The following is a 14,800-nucleotide window of genomic DNA, read 5'->3' as shown; positions in this document are numbered from 1 at the left end:
GAGCCGGCACTTCTAACGCATCCTCGGCCCTACCCCCGCGTTTCGATGAATCATTTCGTGGGTGCGGGGCAGAAGTCGTTGGGAGCACTGTCCCTGCCCCGATCGTCACCGAGTGGAGGCAGGTTCCCAGGTCGGGGCTGACTCGTGATGGCAGCGGCAGCCGTAGAGTTCTCCGGACCCATTCCACTGCAGTCGTCGCCCGGAACCCTGACGTGCACGAAGGCTAGCGCCGGAGCGGCAAGGACAAGCAGCAACACCCCGACCAACGCCAATAGCGCGATCGTCCTTCTCATGCGAGATACACCTCCTCTCCTTCCGGTGCATACAGACCTACGGTCAAGAAGGGACTCCGGATCGAAGACCACGTAGTCGTGTAGTTCGGTGACGGGCGCCTCGAAGGCAACTGCACGAACGAGTTGAACACAAGAGCAATCCGTCTCATGATTCGGCCTCTTGATGATTCGGGGCGTGAGCTCGCGCAGAGGATCGGGCACCGTCCTACCCGTCGTCGTCGTTCTCGTGACGTTGATGGGGACGGTGGCGGAGCCGGCATTCGGCATGCCGACAAAACCGAGATCCGACGATGGCGTCAGCGCTTCCGCGCCGACGCCTCGTCCTACGCGCAAGTCGGTATCCGTCGTTCCCGTCGGCGTTGATGGACTGACGAGAGCTCTCGAGAGCGGACGGGTAAGTGAGGCTCAGTACTCCCTTCAGCGAGCGGCGAGTCTCTTTGCGTTGCAAGATGTCAGGGCGCGCTATGGGCGTGTGCTGCGAAGCGATCCACGTCTCGCGACGCTCGTCTTGCGGGATCTGGCGATTCGGATACACCAACTGTCCGGAGCCGAGAGGAAGAGAGGACTCGCGATTCTGGCGAGGCCCGACGCCGGGGTTGGAGCCGACCCGGACGGCTATTCCGTTCCGAGCGAGGTGACGTGTTCAACCAACGTCTGCCTGCACTGGGTCGAAACCTCTCTCGACGCTCCTCCCCCGGAAGACGTCGATCTGTCCGGGTTTCCGGATTGGGTCGAGACCACGGCAGGAGTCCTCGAGGACATCTGGCAAAAGGAAGTCGTGGAGTATGGGTACCGGCCTCCGAAGTCCGACTTGACGTCCACGGGTCACGGCCCGGACGGACGCCTCGACGTGTATCTCGCAGACGTCGGGGACGACGGTCTCTTCGGCTACTGCACCACGGATGATCCCGATCTCCTCGACGGTATCTATCCCCCGTACGACGGTTCGGCTTATTGCGTGCTCGACAACGACTTCAGCGCCGCACAGTTTGGGACTCGCTCCTCCGGACTGATCGGCCTACGAGTAACCGCGGCACATGAGTTCTTCCACGCCATCCAGTTCAGCTTCGACGCCTTGGAAGACCTCTGGTTCATGGAGTCAACGGCGATGTGGATGGAAGACGAGGTCTTCGACAACCTCAACAACAACCGACTCTATTTGCCCACGAGCTCGATGGTGCAGGGAGACGTGCCGATCGACTACGGGCGTGGGTTCTTCATCTATGGGAACTGGATCTTCATCCGATTCCTGACCGAGTACTTCGGTTCACGGGCCGCCGGGGATCCGTCCGTCGTTAGGGAAGCCTGGGAGTTGGCGGACGGGAGCCTAGTAGGACCCGATCACTACTCGATGCAGGCCCTGGCCCAAATTGCGCGCGAACGGCGCTCGGACCTGAGTTGGGCGTTCGCCGACTTCGGCGCGTTCAATCTGGCTCCCAAACGCTTCTACGAAGAGGGAAGCGCCTATCGAACACCACGGATCGACAAATCGTTCGGAATGACTGCGGCGAAGTCCGATACTGGACCGTCGACCGTTCGAACGGATCACATGACCAATCGGTACATCAGCTTCCGCCCCGGGCGTGGCATCGGTTCGACGGCTAAGCTCGCGCTCGGCGTCGATGCACCGCCTGCGAGGATCGGCCCTCAAGCGACAGCCGTGGTCTTCTTCAGGAGCGGAGCCGTCAGGTTCTTCCCCTTCAGACTCAACGCGCACGGTGACGCGGTCAGGAGGGTTCCCTTCGGAAGAGGATCAGTGCGCAATGTGGTCTTGGTTTTGACGAACGCGAGTACTCGATTCAGGTGCTGGCTGGGGTCGATCTACTCGTGTCAGGGCCGTCCTCGCGACGACAATCAAAGGTACTTGTTCAGAGCTGTGGCCACCTAGTCGCGTAGGAAAGAGATGGGACATCGATCAGGCGAACGTTCGGTCTCCTTATTGTTTCCGTAGATCCTCATCGAGGAAGTCGAGAAGTCGCTCAGCCGTTTCCTCGGGAGCTTCCTCGGGCAGGAAGTGGCCCGCCGCCATCGACCCACCCCGGATGTCGTCCGCCCATATCCGCCAGACCTCGAGCGGATCCCAGCGGTCGAATGGCCCCGAAGAGCTCCAAAGGACCATGACCGGACATTCGATCCGGCGCGTGCCTCGATCGGCCTCGTCGAGCTGACGATCCAGCGTGGCCGAGGCCCGATACTCCTCGCAGATCGCATGGATCGTTCGGGGATCACGGAATTTCTCGATGTACGTCTCTCGAAGCTCCGCGGGGAAGGCATCGGGTCGTTCCGACCATGCGTCCAACATGTAGTTCACGAAAACGTCAGGCGCACCCGCTATCAGGGCCTCCGGAACCGGCTCCGGCGCAGCGAGGAACGACCACACCCAAGCCGCGAGCATGAGGTCCTTGTCGGCCCGCCCGAACACCTCGCCGGTCGGCACGATGTCCAACACAGCCAGCCGGATCACCGTCGCCGGCTGATCCAACGCCATCCGATAGGCGCAACGAGCTCCCCGATCGTGACCGACTACGGCGAATCGCTCGTGGCCGAGCAAGCGCATGACCTCGATCTGGTCGAGCGCGATCTCGCGCATGCTGTACGGGGCGTGGTCCGGTGTGCTCGCCGGTGCGCCGCTGTCAGCGAAGCCACGGAGATCGGTCGCGACGACCGTGAAGCGTTCGGCGAGCCGTGGCGCCACTCGATGCCACATGAGATGCGTCTCTGGAATGCCGTGCAGCAGCAGAACCGGCGGACCGTCGCCGCCGCGGCGTCCGTGGACCGACGTCGCCGTGGTCTCGATGTCGAACTCCTCGAAGCCATCGAACACGATGTCCCCGGTCTACGTGTGGCTGAGTCGCTTCGTCAACCCGGCCGGGGCGGCCGTGCACGATGACTGGACAACAAGATATGGACGGGTACGACCGGACGCCTAGCTAGAGAACGCGAAACTCTGCCGTCTGCAGGTGGCTGTCGTACTCCCCATGAGGACCTTGAACGATTTCGTCGAGGAGGCGGACAAAGTCGACTGCCCACTTGGTCACCGAGAGGTAATCGACCTCCGGTTCGGCGAGGACGTCACGTTGCTTGAAATGCTCCTTCGGCATGGGCAGCAGGCAGCGGCCGCCGTCGACGCTCACGTAGAACTCCTGGTAGACGACCGCGCCGTTGTACATGATCTCGGCAACGTGCGAGCTCGCCTTCTTGTCCTTGAACCGCTCGACCCATCCGTCGGAGTACTCACTGTTGACGGTTGTGCCCCACGCAACTGAGAGCGCGACGTCAGGCTTGTACACGATCCGGTAGTCGTGACCCTTCACCTCGACCGGATGGACTTCCTGCCACTCATTTGCGTAGGTCTGCTGAAGGACGTTGAGAATCTGGTTGAGGTCCATGACCGATCATCTCCTTCGCCGAGCGAGGTCCATCGCTGAGACGTGGGAAGAGCAAGCCCACCAGGGCGACGTGATCAATCGCTCGTTCACCTGACCGCCGGAACATAGGCAGCCACGATCGCCGTGTCGATCCCGCTGCGCTCTACTTGAAGAACGTCTCGTAGACCTTGATGGCGCCAGGCCCAAGGATCACGATGAACAGCGCCGGCAGGACCATGAAGATCGTGGGGAACAGGAGCTTCAGCGGCACCTTCTGAGCCGTCTCTTCCGCACGCTGACGACGTTTCTGGCGCAGCTCCTTCGACTGACCACGAAGCACGTTCGCGACCCCAACGCCGTACTTGTCGGCCTGGATCATCGACAGCACGAACCCGTCCAGCTCCTCGACGTCGGTCCGATCGCTGAGATTGCGAAGCGCCTCCATCCTGTGCACACCGATCTGCATCTCCTGCAGCGTCCGGGCGATCTCCTGTGACAGCGGCCCCTCAACGTTCCTGACGACCTGAGCGAGCGCCGCATCGAAGCCGAGACCAGCTTCAACGCTGATCGTGAGAAGATCCATCGTGTCGGACAGATTCTTGCGGATCTCTTTCTGGCGCTTCGAGGCCTTCGCCGAGACGGCGGCGCTCGGGATCGTGTACCCCATGAACGCGAAGAGAGCGGCCGCCGCCACCTTGACCGATCCCGGCAACGGCAGCACCGAGCTGATAGCCATCCCAGCTACCAGGCCGACGATGGCGAAGACGACCTTGAACGCCACCACCCGTTCCGCCTTCAAACCAGGCGGGTTCCCCGCCAGGACGATCAGGCGGCTCGTGCGCCCGTACAGGTCCAGAGGCGTGTGGCGAACGATCGAGCGGATCAGCTTGCCGGCCATCGGCAGCACGAGCCGCTCGAGGGGCGATTTCCTGAGCTGCTCGTCCCGGAGATTCGCCAGTGTCTCCGGCGTGTCCCCGACCTGCGTTTGCAACACCGACACGTAGTGACGGCGTGAGCTGAGCACCATCTCGATCAGCAGGCCGACCATGAAGACCGTGAAGAACGTTCCGATGAGCGCGAGCCCCAGCCACAGAGTGCTAGACATCGATCTTCACGACCTTTCTCATCACGAAGTAGCCAGCCACCATGAGGGATGCCCCTGCGACCAGAATGATGCGGCCGATGGGATGCGTGAACAGCGGGCTGACGTACTCGGGGTTGATGAGGGACAGGTAGGCGAACAGGCCGACCGGCAGCGCCATGAGGATACCGATCGAGAAGCGTCCTTCCGCCGACAGAACCCGCACCTGACGGTGGATGTACGCACGCTCGCGAACGGTGCTGGCCACGATGTCGAGCACCTCCGCCAGGTTTCCGCCGACCTCCCGTTGGACGTTCACGGCCATGACGGCCCAGCGCATGTCCTCGCTACCAACGCGGTCGGCCATCGCGATCATCGCTTCATCGATCGACCGACCCAATCGGATCTCGGACACCGTCCGATGGAATTCGGTGGCGGATGGCTCGCTGATCTCGCTGGCCACCTGATCGAGAGACTGGAGGAAGCTGTGCCCCGCTCGGAGGGAGCTCGCCAAGATCGAAAGGACGTCGGCGAGCTGGTCGCCCATCTTCTTCTGCCGCTTGCTCCGAGCGCGAGCGAGCCACAGGTATGGAATGAAGCTCGCCGCGACGCCGAACAACAGCATGAACACGATGTTCGGCAACAGAAGACCGGCGAGGACCACGCCGGCCAAAGCGCAGACTGCGATGAGCGCGACGAACTCGCCGGCCCTCATGGGGAGGCCGGCTTGTTCGAGCTTCTGGTCCAAGCGAGCGCTGAAGCCGCCTACGGCCGCCACCCGCTCTCCCGCCTGGGCCAGTCCCGCGGGCATCCACGTGGTCTCCTTGGCCTTCTTGTCTGCGCCTCGGCCGAGGATGCGGGAGGCAAGGCTCCGCCGCTGCCTCCTCTCCCCGATCGACAGGAGCATGATGGCCAGCAGGAACGTCCCCACGAACGCGGCGCCCAGCACCAGCGTCAGCCAGGCGTCCGTACCGAAGAGCTCTTGGATCTTTTCGATCATGATTGGTGACCCCCTGGCGAAAAGACCTCCGCGGGGATCCGGACGCCTCGCTCGGCCAGGCGATCCACGAAACGTGGACGGATGCCGGTGGCCTTGAGCTCGCCCTTGAACTTGCCCTCGTCGTCGATCCCGGCGTTGTAGTCGAACAGGAACAGGTCTTGAAGGGTGATGATGTCGCCCTCCATCCCCACGACCTCGGTGACGTGCGTGATGCGCCGCACCCCGTCCTTCATGCGGGCCTGGTGGACGATGAGGTTCAGGGCAGAGGAGATCTGCTCGCGGATCGCCCTGATGCCAAGGTCCATCCCGGCCATGAGCATCATCGTCTCCACGCGTGACAGAGCATCGCGCGGCGCGTTCGAGTGAACCGTCGAGATCGAGCCGTCGTGGCCCGTGTTCATGGCCTGCATCATGTCCAGGGCCTCGGCGCCGCGGACCTCACCCACCACGATCCGGTCGGGGCGCATCCGCAGGGCGTTCCGGACCAGGTCGCGGATCGTCACCTCGCCCCGGCCCTCGATGTTGGGCGGGCGGGATTCGAGGCGCACGATGTGTGGCTGTTGGAGCCGGAGCTCCGCGGAGTCCTCGATCGTGACGATCCGCTCGTCGTCGGGCAAGAACGACGACAGCACGTTGAGCGTCGTCGTCTTCCCTGCGCCCGTCCCGCCGGAAACCAAGATGTTCAGTCGCCCGCGGACGCAGGCATCCAACATCTCCACGGTCTCCTTGGTAATCGTGCCGAACGAGATCAGATCCTCAGCCCGGTACGGATCGGCGGAGAACTTCCGGATGGTCAGGCAGGGGCCGTCGATGGCAAGCGGTGGGATGATCGCGTTCACACGCGAGCCGTCGGGAAGGCGCGCGTCCACGTAGGGCGACGCTTCGTCGACCCGGCGACCGACCTTCGCCACGATCTTGTCGATGGTTCGGCGGAGCTGCCCCTCATCGTGGAACTTTGCGCCGCTCCAGTAGATCTTGCCGGCGCGCTCGACGTAGATCGAGTTGTATCCATTCACCATGACCTCGGTGATGTCGGGGTCGCGGATGAATGTCTCGAGCGGGCCCAGCCCCAGCACGCTGTCCCCGATCTGTCGAACGATGAGCAGCTTCTCTTGCGCGGAGAGACCCGCATCATCCTCGTCGAGCAACTCGCGTAGGCGCTGGTGGACGAGGCCTTCGAGCTCGGTGTCGGAGAGCGAGGCGTCGTAGAGCTTGGGGCCGAGCGTCTCCACCAGACGGTCCTGGACCCGAACCCGAACTTCCGAGATCCGGTCCTTCTGAGTTGACTTTGCCAATCGTTCTGCGAGCGACATGTCTTTGTCCTCCTACCGGCTAGAAGAGCCCTACCGCTTGAAGAAGCGCCATTTCCCCTGGGGAGGTGTAAGCGTCGGATGACCTTCCTCGACGGACGGTGCGCTGATGAACCGAGTGGCCATCCGGCGGATGCTGTCGGCGACCTCGGAGTCGGGCTGATCCAGCACGACCGGTCGACCCTTGTTCAGACAGGTGGGGACCAGACGGCTGGACGGGATCTTGGTGTCCACCCGGACCTTCATGACGCGCTCAACGTCCTGCGCATCCAGACCGACGCGACTGTCTGCCCGGTTGAGGACGAGCCGGAACCGCTCGGCCGGTAGGCCGGTCGAGAGCAGCGTCTCGAGTGCGTTCGATAGGTGTTTGACCCCCACGATGTCGAGACCCGTCACCAGGCAGATCGCGTCCGACAGGTCGAAGCACGCCCAGGCCAGGTCGGTGTAGTCGACCGAAGCGTCGACCACGACGAACGCGAAGTTGGAACGCAGAACCCGAAGGAACTTGCCCACGGACTCTCCGCCCGGCGGCTGCGCGGTCGGGTCGGGAACGGCACCGAATCCCCACAGGTGCTCGTGAAGCTTGATCCCCTTTGCGAACACGGCCTCGCGGTCCGCGCCCTCGCCCAGGGCGATCAGGTCCGCCATCTGCCTCGCAGGCTCGCGGCCGAAATAGGAGAACACGTCTCCCATATCGACATCGAGATCGACCGCCGCCGTCTCCTGCTTCGAGACATCGGCCAGCGCCGCGGCGAGGTTGGTGGTCAGGAAGGTCTTCCCCACACCACCCTTGGATGAGAAGACCGTGATGATCGACCCCCGGTGCCTGGGTGTGGCTGCCATCTCCCCGCGAAGGCTGCTGACGTTGTCCGTCCACTGGATGGCGCGTTCCACGGCGTCGCGGAGCTCGTCGCTTCCGAGCGTCAGATCCACCACGTCGCGGATGCCGGCCCGCATCGCCGTCGGGAAGAAACCATTCGAGGTCTTTTCCCGAACGGCGATGATCGCGGTCATCGGAGAGGTTCGCCCCACGTACTCGGCCAGACCGAGCGCGTCGGGCTCCTTCACCTCCGGCGAGAGCACCAGGACCGTGGCCGTGTGCTCGTTCTGCTCCGAGAGGATCTCCTCGGCCGCGATGACGCTTTGCACCCAACCGACCGCGTCGATCTCGACCTCGAGCGATCGGGCGAGCGCGGAACGGAAGGACTGCGGCGTCCCAACGGCGATCACTTGCTGCTGGGTCATTTAACGACCTGGGCGACCGTGATCGGCTTCATGGGCTCGCCACTGGCGTCCGGCGGCAGCAGGCCGAACCACGTCGACCCCGTCTCCATCGAGAAGACGAAGCGCTGCGCGTCTTCGGGCGTAAGAGCGACGGTGACGGCAAGCGAGCCGGGAATCTGCTCGCCCTGCGCCTCACTGTCGCCGCCAAACGCGGTGCTCGTCAGCGGACGATGCACCGCCAGCAACTCGACCGTGGGAACGAGGACGACGGTGACGGTCTCGGTCGTCCCGTCCTTGCGAGCGACTTCCTTGAAGGTTGAGTAGATCGTCACCTTGTCGCCTGTATTGATCAGTCCGGCGACGCCCCGTGGAGCGTCGAGCGACACGGTCAACGCCTCCATGCCGTCGGGGATGCTGAGCGCCCCGCCCTGCACGTTCCCGGTGATGCGGGCCTGCGGGATCTGCTCACCGGCCAGGATCGCAACGGCGTTGTTCTTGTCCGCCAGCTGGTCGACCGACGTGATGGCGCCGTCGACATAGGCGGCCTCGTTGATCTGGATCGTCCTGAACAGATCGTCCTTGATCAACAAGTTCAGGTCCGTCCTGGGCGGGATGTCCACCTCGGACACGACGACCTGGACCTGCGCGCCGCCTTCGTTCGCGCTTTTCTCCAAGCCTTGGGCGTATAGGAACACCCCGGCGGTCGCTACCGTGGCCAGGATCAACGCCAAGACCACGACGAGCGCTCTACCCTTCACCATGAATCATCCCCCCTGTGCGTTGTCGCTTGTGTCTTTCGGCCGACGTCCGGCCAAGCTTTAGCCGTCAGAGATCAGATCCTTCGGCCTCTGGCTGGCCGAGCTCTCGTCGACCAGCCAGACCTTCGCGGAGCTTCAGTCGACGAGCCAGACCTGAACGGATCCACCTGTGGGCTGCGCGTCGGGCCCGGTCGTCTGCAGGTGGACGCAGAAGACGTCCGCGCCGTTGCGCGTGAACTCGCAGTTGGGGTTCCTTCTGGCGTCCTGTCCGTCCAACGCTTCCTTGATGTAGAAGCCTTGGAGTTTGACGACCGGATAGGCCGTGCCCGGCGTGTACATCCATGGACGACAGGTCGAATCCCCGGGCGCCTTCGCGGTGTCGCAGGCCACGACCGGGAATAGGACGACGGGCTCGCTCTCGAGTGTCCCGTTTGCCATCGCCGTCTCCACGTTGTCCACCCAGTCCTGGATGTCCGCGACGTTCGTCGCCTTGTGACCGGTCGCGCCACACACCCACGTCGGAGGGATGCCATTACCTGAGGGATCCCACAGCCCGCCTGAGAACTCCTGGCCCGGAGCCCCCATCCCGCCCATCGCACCGATGTAGCCGCTGAGGTCCTTCGCACCACCCTTCTGCGAGTCGCAGTTCATGGGGTTGGTGTCCTTGTCCTTGACCGGCCACCCCTCCGGGAGGTTGAGCCATCCCCAGTCACTGTTGAGGGGCGCCGCTCCCTTCTCGAAGGTGAAGTAGCAATCGATCGTGCCATCGGGGTTCGGGTCGCCATCTTCCTCGCACTCGTCGATCTTGAGCTGGTCGATCCTGAGTGGAGCCGGACCCGTCAGGCCGAGGGTCCATTCCGCGGTAGCGGAGGCCGTGACGGATCCGCTGTTGAACCCGAAAATCTGGGCGAAGAAGTAGTCCTGGGGCACACTGACCGTGACGGTTACCTGTCGCTCGCCATTCGAGGCGACGCCGCTGCACTGCGGCACGCTATCGAAGGAGATGTTCGTCAGCGTAGCCGAGCCATTGTTGTCGACGATCAGATCCTTCGCCTCGGTCTGGGCGGGGGCCGTTCCGTGGGCGAGGCCGCACTCTCTGGCAGCGGCCAATGCGGCGGCATCGGCTGCGTTCACCATGTTCCGCTTGAGAGCCACGCCGCGCCCGAGGTCGAACGTCAGCACCACCATGCCCAGCAGTGCGAGCAGAGAGATGCCGACGATCGCCAGGACCGCACCGCCCTCCTCGTCGCGAAGCCGCCTCATACTCCACCACCTGATCCTTCGCATCGGAATACCGCCTTGACGGTCGGGGTCAACTTCACGTTGTTCCAGAACGGGATGTTGAGCTCGAGGTCCTGCTGCCACGAAACCTGAACGTCCTGTCCCACGGTCGACGTCGTGCATGGGCCGGATGGCCCGCCGATGATCTTGACGTCAGCGGGGTTGGTCACCGTGAACGGCTCTGCCGCCCGCTTGATCTCGTCCTGGATGACGCAGCTGCTGTCGACTTTGACCGCCGCGCAGCGCGCGCCCTCTCGGGCCGCGCCCTGATACAGCTGGTATTGGCTCCACACCCGCCCGAACTCGAGGGTTCCGAACAGGAGCAGAGCAAGAACCGGCAGGATGAGGGCGAACTCAACTGCCGCCACTCCCTCCTCCCGCGAGACGCGGTTCCTGATGGCTCTCATGATCGTGTGCCTACCTCCGGTTTCGCCGTAACGACCGACGTTTGTCGGCCTCTCACTCCCCCGGCGTCCGGGAGAGTGAGCGGCCGACAAGGCCGCTCTTGGTGCGGTTTGACTTAGCTGGCTCCGCTCGACCCGCCAACACCACCGAGGGTTGTGGCACCCCGGGAGAACACGTTGGCGATAGCAACGCCGAGAGCGATGGCTGCGGCGATAATCGCAAGCGCGATAAGAACGAGCAGGAGTGCATACTCCGTGGCGACCGCACCATCCTCCCGCCTCATCTTGCCGCGCAGGTCTGCAACAAAGGTCTGCGCACCGACGTAGAGTGCGAGAAGCATTCGTACACCTCCCTTCGTCATTTCAAGTTCGGCGCCGAATGTCTGCGCCGAATGTGTTTCGTGCTTTATCGGAAGGGTGGGGGATGCGCTTGAGGCGTCGCTATCCCGACTTCCACCTGCTCTGCATAAGAAGTTCTACGTAGGACGGCTGTGCGCGCTTCAGTCGCCCCGAAGCCCTGCCGATTGGGTCCGCATGCGCCGCCCAAAGGCTGAGACGGCTTCTGCGATCACGAGTTCCCCCCAGGGATTCGCGGTCGGCGTGCGGATGATCCGGCTCTCGCAGGTCTGGGCGGCGGTGGCGGTGCTCATCCCCGTTCTCGTGATGTCGGGGACGCCGCTGTTCGCGATCGACCTGGCGTACCACCTCCGCGCCGGCGACATCATGTTCGACACGCACACGGTCCTTCGGACGGACGTCTTCTCCGCAGCTGCGTACGGCAGGCCCTGGCTCAATCAACAGTGGCTGGCTCAGATCGTCCTTGCTACGGCGTTTCGGCTCGGCGGATGGTTCGGTTTGGTCTTGCTCCGAACCATCCTCGCGGGGCTCGTGCTCACGTTTGTGTTCCTCGCCTGTCGTGCTGCGGGGGCGGCAACGAAACGCGCCGCGTGGCTCACGGCAATCAGCGGCTTCTTGCTCCCTGCGGGATTGATGCTTCGACCGCAGCTTCTCGGCATTCTCTGCTTCGCGGTCGCCGCGTGGCTGGTGGCCCGCCGCGGCACGCATCCGAATGGCGTTTGGATGGTGATCCCTCTCACCGTCCTATGGGCCAACCTTCACGGGAGCTTCTTCCTTGCCCCCGTACTGCTCGTTCTGGCGTGGGTCGAGGACCGGTGGGGACGGGGACGCGCAGAACGCGCGTTACTTCTAGCCGCCCTCGGCAGCCTGCTCGCGACGTTGGTGAACCCGTATGGCTATCGGGTGTGGACGTACGCCATCGGCCTGGCAAGGAATCCGGTCATTCATGAAACGATCGCGGAGTGGCAGGCTCCCACGATCGACATCTACACGGGGGCTGCCTTCTTCATCTCGCTCGTCGTAGTAACGGCCCTTCTGATCGCCAGAGTGCGCCAACCCGTACCGTGGGCATCGCTCATACCTCTCGTGGTGTTCTTCGCCATCGCCCTGTTCGCCATCCGCGGCGTGTACTGGTGGGCCATGGCCGCCCCGATCGTGCTTGCGGGCGTGCTCGCAAGCCGGCCGGCACCCACGAAGCGACGGGACCCAGCCGGAGTACTGAACACCGCCATCGTCGGGTTCCTCGCTCTGATGGTCATCGGGGGGTTGACGCGGTGGACGCCATACACCGGACAGGCGTTGCCGGATGAGACTCGACTGGCGGACGCGCCGGTGGGGATCACGCGTGAGCTGCACCGGACCCTGCGCCCCGGCGAGCTGATGTTCAACGCACAACAGTGGGGTTCGTGGCTGGAGTTCGAGTTCCGAGAGAACTTGGTGGTGATCGACTCCCTGGTGGAAGTCACGCCTGAGAGCGTCTGGTGGAAGTACTTCGCCGTCTCGGAGGGAGTCGAGGGGTGGCAGGCAACCCTCGACTCGTGGGACGTTGACGTCGCCGTACTCGCGCGAGATCAGCAGGAAGGCCTCATCCCGAGGATGAAGGTCGACCCCGGATGGACGTTGGTCTATGAGGACACCGACGGGCTCATCTTCAGGCGAGTGCCGACGTGAGTCTCCTCCCCTGTCGCGTTCCCTCGCTCGAGTAGGTAGACGGCGGGGACGGCTACCAGCAGCGCGTTGCGAAGAAGCAGGATCGCCTTCACCGACCACAGGGCATGGTCGGCAAGCGCCGAACTGTACGACACGACCAGCACGCCGCTCACCAGCATCAGCGAGGCCAGCAGCCACCGTACGTATCCCGTTCGTTCCGCCCAGGCGATCGCGGCCCACGGTGCGAGCCAGATCATGAAGGGGTACGAGAGGAGCGGGGCGGCCAACAACAGGATCGACACCGCCGCCGTGGCTGGAAGGCCAAGCTCGCGCGGCTCCCGCCGAGAGGCGCGGTGCCACACCGCGGCGATGCCGATAACCGCTGCGCCGAGCAACAACGCCTTGGCCCATCCGGGCGCCGTCCCCAGGCGTGCGGAGTCGTTGATGCTGACGAAGCCGCGCCCTAGAGCCCACAGGACCGAGCCGACCAGGCTCTCGTACTCCCACCCCGGAGTGTGGCGCTGGGTGGCCACCTGGAGCGGCCCCGACGGCCCGCCCCACCAGATCCACGCGAGCCCGCCGAGCGTGAGAGCCGAAACCGACCAGCCCAATGCCCGGTGCCTCCGTTGCACGAGCATCACCGGCAACACGGCGATCGGCCACACCTTCGCTAGCACGGCTGCAGCCAACGCCACGCCGCCTGCACGTTCCCGGCCTCGAACCGCCAGCGCGACCCCACCTACCGCCAGCGCCGCGGAAAGAAGGTCGATGGTCATATAGAGGAAGCCGAGAAACGGCACCGTGAGGACCAAGTAGTAGACCGCTGTCCTGCGGCCCCAGCCGAACGTCAAGGCGGCGACGATCGCGAGGTCGCAGAAGACCATGAACCAAACCAGGTGAGTGCCGGTCTCGTTCGCGTTCGCCCCGCCCACCAGCTCGATCACGCCGAGCGACACCGGAGGGTACTCAACTGGGAAGTCGCGGTAGGCCCGGCCCTCGGCAGCCGCGATCTCGGTGAACCGAGGAAGGTACGTCGTCCGCGGAACGGGCCGCTCGGATCCGAACGTGTGAATCGACGAGGACACCTGTTCGACACGGGCGACGACGGCGAAGACGAGCAACGCGAAGAAAACCAGTCGTCTGGCTACGCTCCTCCAATCCGCTGGGGGAACGCTCGCCATCGTCGACAGTCGGACTTGCGCCTTCGAGACCATGCCCGCTTGTATCGGCGAGACAGCGCGCCCATGTAGCAGCTCAGCCGAACTCGTTTCGATCCCCCGTGGTCGACCGTGGACACCACGGCGAAATTCAGATCCAGCGCTAAAGGTTCCGTGCCTTCTCAGCCGACTGATGTAGGCAAGGAGCGAGTGACCATGAGCGTCGTCCGTAAGTCACGCGGGGCGGTCGTGGCGTACGACCCCGCGACGCGGTGGAGGGCGCGCGCCTGGGCTCTGGTCGCCTACCTCTTTGTCCTCGCTGCGGTCGGTGCGATCGTGCTCTTCGCCCTTCAGTACCAGCCCGTCTCCGCCGCGAACTTCGCCTCTCAAGCGGCGCCGCAATCCGACCCGAAGATCGTCCGCGTGGGATATGTGAGCGGGGGAACGTTCTCGTTCGGCTTCCTTCTCGTGAACGACGGCCCGCTTCCTGTGAAGATCCAGAGGATCCACATAACCGGCCGGAACCAGCCACTGGTCCCGACAAGGTTGGAGACGGCGGGGAAACGCTACGCCGGAAGTCTCGGCCAGGGCGATCCCTCCTTGGAGAAGTTCCTCCCGTTCACTCTGGCCGGCGACGATAGCCGGTGGGTCGTCGTTCGAACGCGTTTCGGGAATTGCGGTCGCCTTTCGGAGGGTGCCTTCGAGATCACGCAGTTCCAGGTGACCTATAGCGTGCTCGGGCTGACGAAGCACGCATGGGTCTCGCTTCCTAAGGACATCAGGGTGGACTCGCCTCCGGACTTCGCGTGTCCGGCGGCGGCCGCCTGACGGTCGCCAGCCCCTCCCCGGCCCCGCCAAGCAGCTAGAAACCACCGCCGGCTGCTCGGGAACCGCTACGGATGCCCTCATCATCGACC

Annotated in this window: 14 protein-coding genes; 3 read left to right on the top strand and 11 right to left on the bottom strand. The window is 64.0% G+C overall.

Annotated elements, in window-relative coordinates; all coding sequences use genetic code 11:
* Positions 1–927: 927 nt before the first annotated feature.
* A complete protein-coding gene (locus VFA08_06890; protein HYZ13320.1) occupies positions 928–2,181 on the top strand; it encodes an MXAN_6640 family putative metalloprotease in 1,254 nt (417 codons plus the stop codon).
* 48 nt (positions 2,182–2,229) lie between these two features.
* Here the strand turns inward: VFA08_06890 and VFA08_06885 are convergent, their stop codons facing one another.
* From VFA08_06885 to VFA08_06840, 10 genes are all read right to left on the bottom strand, one after another.
* On the bottom strand, positions 2,230–3,120 hold the full coding sequence (locus VFA08_06885; GenBank protein ID HYZ13319.1) for an alpha/beta hydrolase: 891 nt from the start codon (positions 3,118–3,120) through the stop codon (positions 2,230–2,232).
* 103 nt (positions 3,121–3,223) lie between these two features.
* Positions 3,224–3,682, bottom strand: coding sequence for a hypothetical protein (locus tag VFA08_06880; GenBank protein HYZ13318.1), 459 nt, complete (start codon positions 3,680–3,682; stop codon positions 3,224–3,226).
* 142 nt (positions 3,683–3,824) lie between these two features.
* A complete protein-coding gene (locus VFA08_06875; protein ID HYZ13317.1) occupies positions 3,825–4,766 on the bottom strand; it encodes a type II secretion system F family protein in 942 nt (313 codons plus the stop codon).
* Complete coding sequence (locus VFA08_06870) at positions 4,759–5,742, bottom strand: type II secretion system F family protein (GenBank protein ID HYZ13316.1); 984 nt, start codon at positions 5,740–5,742, stop codon at positions 4,759–4,761. Before VFA08_06870 ends, VFA08_06875 begins: the two co-directional genes overlap by 8 nt.
* Positions 5,739–7,055: a CpaF family protein gene (locus tag VFA08_06865; GenBank protein HYZ13315.1), complete on the bottom strand. Its 1,317-nt coding sequence runs from the start codon at positions 7,053–7,055 to the stop codon at positions 5,739–5,741. The genes VFA08_06870 and VFA08_06865 overlap by 4 nt, the downstream gene beginning before the upstream one ends.
* A 30-nt stretch (positions 7,056–7,085) precedes the next feature.
* On the bottom strand, positions 7,086–8,297 hold the full coding sequence (locus VFA08_06860; protein ID HYZ13314.1) for a P-loop NTPase: 1,212 nt from the start codon (positions 8,295–8,297) through the stop codon (positions 7,086–7,088).
* Complete coding sequence (gene cpaB / locus VFA08_06855; GenBank protein HYZ13313.1) at positions 8,294–9,037, bottom strand: Flp pilus assembly protein CpaB; 744 nt, start codon at positions 9,035–9,037, stop codon at positions 8,294–8,296. The genes VFA08_06860 and cpaB overlap by 4 nt, the downstream gene beginning before the upstream one ends.
* 132 nt (positions 9,038–9,169) lie before the next feature.
* Positions 9,170–10,297 carry a pilus assembly protein TadG-related protein gene (locus tag VFA08_06850; GenBank protein HYZ13312.1) on the bottom strand — a complete coding sequence of 376 codons (1,128 nt, stop codon included), beginning with the start codon at positions 10,295–10,297 and terminating at the stop codon, positions 9,170–9,172.
* Complete coding sequence (locus VFA08_06845; GenBank protein ID HYZ13311.1) at positions 10,294–10,722, bottom strand: TadE/TadG family type IV pilus assembly protein; 429 nt, start codon at positions 10,720–10,722, stop codon at positions 10,294–10,296. Before VFA08_06845 ends, VFA08_06850 begins: the two co-directional genes overlap by 4 nt.
* 113 nt (positions 10,723–10,835) lie before the next feature.
* Positions 10,836–11,060, bottom strand: coding sequence for a Flp family type IVb pilin (locus VFA08_06840; GenBank protein ID HYZ13310.1), 225 nt, complete (start codon positions 11,058–11,060; stop codon positions 10,836–10,838).
* A 259-nt stretch (positions 11,061–11,319) separates the two neighbouring features.
* Here VFA08_06840 and VFA08_06835 point away from each other — a divergent pair, with 259 nt between their 5' ends.
* Positions 11,320–12,747, top strand: a complete 1,428-nt coding sequence (locus tag VFA08_06835) for a hypothetical protein (protein HYZ13309.1) — start codon at positions 11,320–11,322, stop codon at positions 12,745–12,747.
* Here VFA08_06835 and VFA08_06830 read toward each other — a convergent pair.
* Entirely contained in the window at positions 12,702–13,940 is a 1,239-nt protein-coding gene (locus VFA08_06830) for a glycosyltransferase 87 family protein (GenBank protein HYZ13308.1), read from the bottom strand. The two genes, VFA08_06835 and VFA08_06830, sit on opposite strands and share 46 nt — an antisense overlap.
* 159 nt (positions 13,941–14,099) lie before the next feature.
* Here VFA08_06830 and VFA08_06825 point away from each other — a divergent pair, with 159 nt between their 5' ends.
* Positions 14,100–14,711, top strand: coding sequence for a hypothetical protein (locus VFA08_06825; GenBank protein HYZ13307.1), 612 nt, complete (start codon positions 14,100–14,102; stop codon positions 14,709–14,711).
* The last annotated feature ends 89 nt before the right edge of the window (positions 14,712–14,800 follow it).

The sequence above is a fragment of the Actinomycetota bacterium genome (assembly GCA_035640355.1).
In the GTDB taxonomy this organism is placed as follows: Bacteria; Actinomycetota; UBA4738; order UBA4738; family HRBIN12; genus CALGFI01.
The sequence above is the reverse complement of the archived record's forward strand: the minus strand, read 5'-3'. Positions and strand labels throughout refer to the sequence as shown.